Annotated in this window: 7 protein-coding genes; 4 read left to right on the plus strand and 3 right to left on the minus strand. The window is 31.2% G+C overall.

Features of this window, described 5'->3' with window-relative positions; translation table 11 throughout:
* Window positions 1-56: 56 nt before the first annotated feature.
* From QZN45_RS10835 to QZN45_RS10850, 4 genes are all read left to right on the plus strand, one after another.
* Window positions 57-230: a hypothetical protein gene (locus tag QZN45_RS10835; protein WP_296812908.1), complete on the plus strand. Its 174-nt coding sequence runs from the start codon at window positions 57-59 to the stop codon at window positions 228-230.
* 4 nt (window positions 231-234) lie between these two features.
* Window positions 235-393 carry a hypothetical protein gene (locus tag QZN45_RS10840; RefSeq protein ID WP_296812911.1) on the plus strand — a complete coding sequence of 53 codons (159 nt, stop codon included), beginning with the start codon at window positions 235-237 and terminating at the stop codon, window positions 391-393.
* A gap of 325 nt (window positions 394-718) precedes the next feature.
* Window positions 719-1486 carry a glycosyltransferase family 2 protein gene (locus tag QZN45_RS10845; protein ID WP_296812913.1) on the plus strand — a complete coding sequence of 256 codons (768 nt, stop codon included), beginning with the start codon at window positions 719-721 and terminating at the stop codon, window positions 1484-1486.
* Entirely contained in the window at window positions 1479-1979 is a 501-nt protein-coding gene (locus tag QZN45_RS10850; protein ID WP_296812915.1) for an HNH endonuclease, read from the plus strand. Before QZN45_RS10845 ends, QZN45_RS10850 begins: the two co-directional genes overlap by 8 nt.
* Before the next feature lie 384 nt (window positions 1980-2363).
* Here QZN45_RS10850 and QZN45_RS10855 read toward each other — a convergent pair whose 3' ends face one another.
* The 3 genes from QZN45_RS10855 to QZN45_RS10865 form a co-directional block, all read right to left on the minus strand.
* The gene (locus tag QZN45_RS10855; RefSeq protein WP_296812916.1) at window positions 2364-2906 is read right to left on the minus strand and encodes a hypothetical protein; all 543 of its coding nucleotides are present in this window, start codon (window positions 2904-2906) and stop codon (window positions 2364-2366) included.
* A gap of 5 nt (window positions 2907-2911) precedes the next feature.
* Complete coding sequence (locus QZN45_RS10860; protein WP_296812918.1) at window positions 2912-4171, minus strand: phage portal protein; 1260 nt, start codon at window positions 4169-4171, stop codon at window positions 2912-2914.
* Between the two features lie 75 nt (window positions 4172-4246).
* Window positions 4247-4804 (minus strand): hypothetical protein (locus QZN45_RS10865; RefSeq protein WP_296812920.1); only part of this gene is annotated, 558 nt, incomplete at its 5' end.

Genomic DNA, 4804 nt, shown 5'->3' on the forward strand with positions numbered 1-4804 from the left:
ATTTCTTGTATATTTGCATTAGTTGAAAAACATAGTATTAATTAAAATAATAAGGTATGATAGAATTTACAGAAAAAGAGACTATGGCATTGTTATATGTCATTCATTACGTACAGGACAAAATCAAGTCTGATAATCTGAAAGAGGATGGTACATTCACCACACAAGAGGTCAGGGCGATTGAGAGAGTTAGAGTTAAGTTGGCAAAACTATTGGAAGAAATTGAATAACAGTATGAAAGAGTCTTTAAAAGATAAAATTGGAAATCTTGCTGCTTTTGAAATTTGGAATCAAGCAAGAAAAGACGGTAACACAAAAATGTTTGATTGGGCAATTTCTTGCCTTAACCATTACAAAAAAATTGCTGATGATGAATTAAAAGAAAAAGAATAAGTGTTTTTTCTACATAGTTTTAATTCTGATGGCGCAGGACATTAATTGTTTTGCGTCATTTTTATTTTTTTAACATAAAAATTTTGGTTATTTGGAATAAAATGATTACCTTGGCCATTGTCAGTGATTGGTCATGGATTGATAGATTACTGATTTTTTCATAAATTTTAAATATTAATAATTTGTTTAACAATAAAAGCCCCATCTGAGAAGACCGGGCTTTTTTTTATTATATTTTATTTTCTTATTAAAAATATTTTTTGTATATTTGTAAAAAATCTAATACTTTTTGAAATTTAAAAATATTTATTATAAAAAAAGAATTATGAAACATAAAATTTTGTGGCTAACATTGTGTTATAATGAAGAACAAATACTTCCTTGGTGTATTGATTATTGGAAAAGAATTGCTGATAAGGTTGTAGTTTTTGATAATTTCAGCACAGATTCAAGTATTGATATACTTTCAAAAGAAAAATTTATTGAAATTAAAAAATTCAAGACTGATGGACAAAATGATGTTATGCAGGCTTGGATAAAAAACAGTCAATGGCAGCAATATAAAGATGAATATGACTATATAATATGGACTGACACTGATGAACTTTTATATTCTGATGATTTGGATTCAATATTGGATGAAATGGATAAAGGAGGTTACAATGTGTTAGGATGCCCAATATATGCTTTATGCGAAGATTCAAAACCAAACTATGAGAATGGTAAACTACTACATCAATTATGCCATAAGTTTTACAGACAAAGAATGAATCACCAACCTCCGTATGAACACTTAGCAAAATTCTCTTTATTTAACCCCAAATTAATAACTGAAACTAATTTTAGCGTTGGGCAGCATATTGCAAATTTTAAACCTTCAATGAAGATGTTTGAAACTAACAAAGCATTTATTTTGCATGTTGATAAAGGCTTCGGGATAATGGAAAAATATAAAATAAGGCAAAAGATGAACAAACACCTGTCTGACATTAACAGAAAGTACGGTTTATGTATTGAATATGCAAATGACTTTGAAACCTTAAAAAAAGAATATGAAGATAACCAATCAAGGAGTTTTGATATAAATGTGTAGAGAAGAATTAATTAATTTTGACAAATACATCTTTAGTAAAGATGGATATATTATTAGCAAGCATTGGGGAAAGAAATTATCAGGGTGGACTGATGATGATGGTTATTTAGTAAGTTGTTTGACATTGAAAAATGGTAAAAAACAACCATATAGAGTTAATAGAGTTATTGCTTATTTATTTGTTCCAAAACCGGAGCATTTAAAATGTATTCCATATGAAGAACTTCAAGTTGGTCATAGCGATACAGATAGAAAGAATAACAACGTCAGTAATTTATATTGGTGTACTTCAAAAGAAAATAATAACAACCAAATAACAAAAGAAAAACAAATTGGAAGAGAACCTTGGAACAAAGGTTTAAAAAATTGTTTTACTGAGGATACGTTAAAAAAAATGTCTGAACACAGTAAAAGCAGACACCATTCAGAAGAAACAAAAAGAAAACAATCTATAGCAAGAAAAAAATATTGGGAAAATAAAAAAATTAATTAATTAAAATTTTCTTTTTTAAAATATTTTTTGTATATTTGCATTGTAGTTGAAATAATTGTGATAGGTGTATAAAATTCTCTTATAAATTATTTTAAGTAATTAGTTTATTTTTCTGTGGCATGTCCGGCTGTTATGCAGCGATGTTATTTCAACCGGACGTTTTTGTTTGAATTACTTTTAGTTTTCATGTTATATATAAAAAAATCGTCACTTGTCCATTAGGTAACATCAATTTTTTTGAATCCATTTTATTTGAGAACAGGTAAAGTTTTTTGATGATTTCTTTGCCTGTTTTTGTTTAAGGCCTTTATAAATATTTTTTCTATATAATTATTTTAAAACGAAATTCCCCTCTCAGACCTGTTGGAATGGAGGGGAATTGAATTATAATAGAGTTGTGCATCTTTTGCGAGTTCCGTATACTGTCCATAATGGTTTTGGCGCATGTAATTTTCCACCGGTTGAACATCCATCGCATCCACAACCTGTTGGATGATATAGTGGGAATGAATCGCAATGTGTGCGAAGATATTTTATCAAATAATCTTTTCTTGCTTCAATTTGTCTGCGAAGATGGTTCTCAAAGAAATTTGCTTCCTTAAGGTCAATTGCATCAGAATTATCTGAATGACCTTTTGTGACTGAAGTTTCATTTACATGGTACATCAACGAAGGCAATGCTTCATAAGCGATGCAGAAACCAAGATATGGGTATATTGCTTCGACCAATAGAGTTGAGTTTTCTTCTGACACCTGATTATTTTTTATTTGGTATAATAGTTCCTCATAAAACTTTTCCCCAATTATAGGTTCAACCCATATTGTTTCAGCAAGCTTGCAATAATTCTGAACTTCCTTTGTATTGAAGTTAAGAGGAATAACTGAAAATTCCTTTAGCCACTTATCATTGAATAATGTGTTAATCATACCTGTTATACTTTTTCCGATTTATTATTTCCGTCCTTTTGTTCTTCAACGTTTCCGGTTGATATATCATCGCTATTTTCCGTTGACTTTGTTTCTTGCGCATTGTCATTTTCATCACCAAAATCATTAAACTTCAATGGCTTCATTATAATTTCAGTATCAATGCCATTCATCTTAAGCAATTGATTGACTGTTTTAATAACGCATATTCTATTATAATTTCCTGTAAGTTTCTGATACAATTGATATGCTGTTTCAATCTTGTCAGCATCTGAACTAAAGCCACTATTGTTTGCATCAGGCATACCAATAAGCATTGGAGAAGGAATTTGATGTGCTGAAAGAATTCTGCTTATGCAGCGTTTATTTGATTCTGAATACTTGTCAGCGCTGCCCTTTCCGTCTGCAAAAGGTGTCCATTCTGCCGGTTTATCTTCCAAATTTGTACGGAATGTAATGGCAATCTGATTGGTATTGTTACTTCCTTGAAACATTGACTGAATATTATTGATGATTGCTTTCTTTTCATCATCAGTTTCAACCTCAGGGAGAGTTAAAATACCTGCCGTTGAAAAGCCATTTATAATATGTTTCAGGTCATAATTTATAAATTCAATTTCCGACTGAATTGATTTAATGGCTGCTGTATAATGAGGTGATGTGTAATAATTCTGCGTTGGAGAATAATCCCGGTATACATAAAGATATGGTCTTCCTCTTTCTATTACACTATCTTCTCTCATATCAAAAGCATCAATTTCAAATGGAGGGTTTTGGCCCAATGCAGTCCAATCGTTTGAAATCCAATATGAAGTAATCTGCCCATCTTCATCGAATGGAGACCACCTTACCTTTTCCAGAGGAATGTGATAAAAACTATAAGTCTTATTATCCTTATTTTTTATAATTTGAAGGGCATAGCTTCCATATAGCATATAATCCATCGCAAGATTCTTTACAATCATATCCCAAGTCTCATAATAGTTTGGAACAACATCACCTGAATCAAGCGCCATTGCATCATAATCTACACCATTTCCCAATATTGACTGAACTCCAAAATTAATTGCTGCTCTATGCGTTGGGGATTCAGAATACAGGTTAAGAAGTAGGTTTGGATAATCATTTTTCAAGCCCCATTTAACCCAACCCTGACTTGAGTTTCTTGTGATTGGAGCGCCCTCAATTTGTTTTTCCAAATTGGTTACAAATAGCCCGCCATTCTTAACCTTTGGCTTATTTTTGCTTCCTAATGGTCTGCTCATAATTTATTATAAATTTATTGATATTTATTATCTATAATAAAAAATGGAGATAAAATAATATCTCCACTTTATTTATTAATTTCCATTGATTTGAGCTTTCAGTGTATTAATTTCATTTTGTAGATTTTTAATAACATCCTGAAGTTTTATCATTGGCATTTCATATGGATATTCAGCTTCAGTATCATTGGTATCTGCATAATATATATCGCCATTCTGTCTTATCTCAAATGCATTATGCCTTCTGATATAGCCTCCGGTATTATGAGGATGACCATTTCCAACTGAGAATAAGGTACTTCCTGAATTATAATCAAACACTTCTAAATTTTCGCCATTTGATAAGTTATATGTACCAAATGCCGCTTCATCAGCATTTCTTGTTTCAACCATATATCCGGCGCCAACTGATGTATTACCACTTATTCTATTATAGCCATTTTCAAGGCCGCTTGGGTTATTGATGCTTACTGATGCTAATGCGCTGCCACTATATACAGGAACAGAGGTAATGCCACTTGCAATCTTGCTTTCAACATATGTCTTGACATCATATGCCCTTGCAAGGTTTGTAGTTGCACTTGTTGAATCACTGATTGTGTTATAACTTTGATTTGATGTCTTTATCCTGAA

This window comes from uncultured Methanobrevibacter sp. (assembly GCF_900314695.1).
Taxonomy (GTDB): Archaea; Methanobacteriota; Methanobacteria; order Methanobacteriales; family Methanobacteriaceae; genus Methanocatella.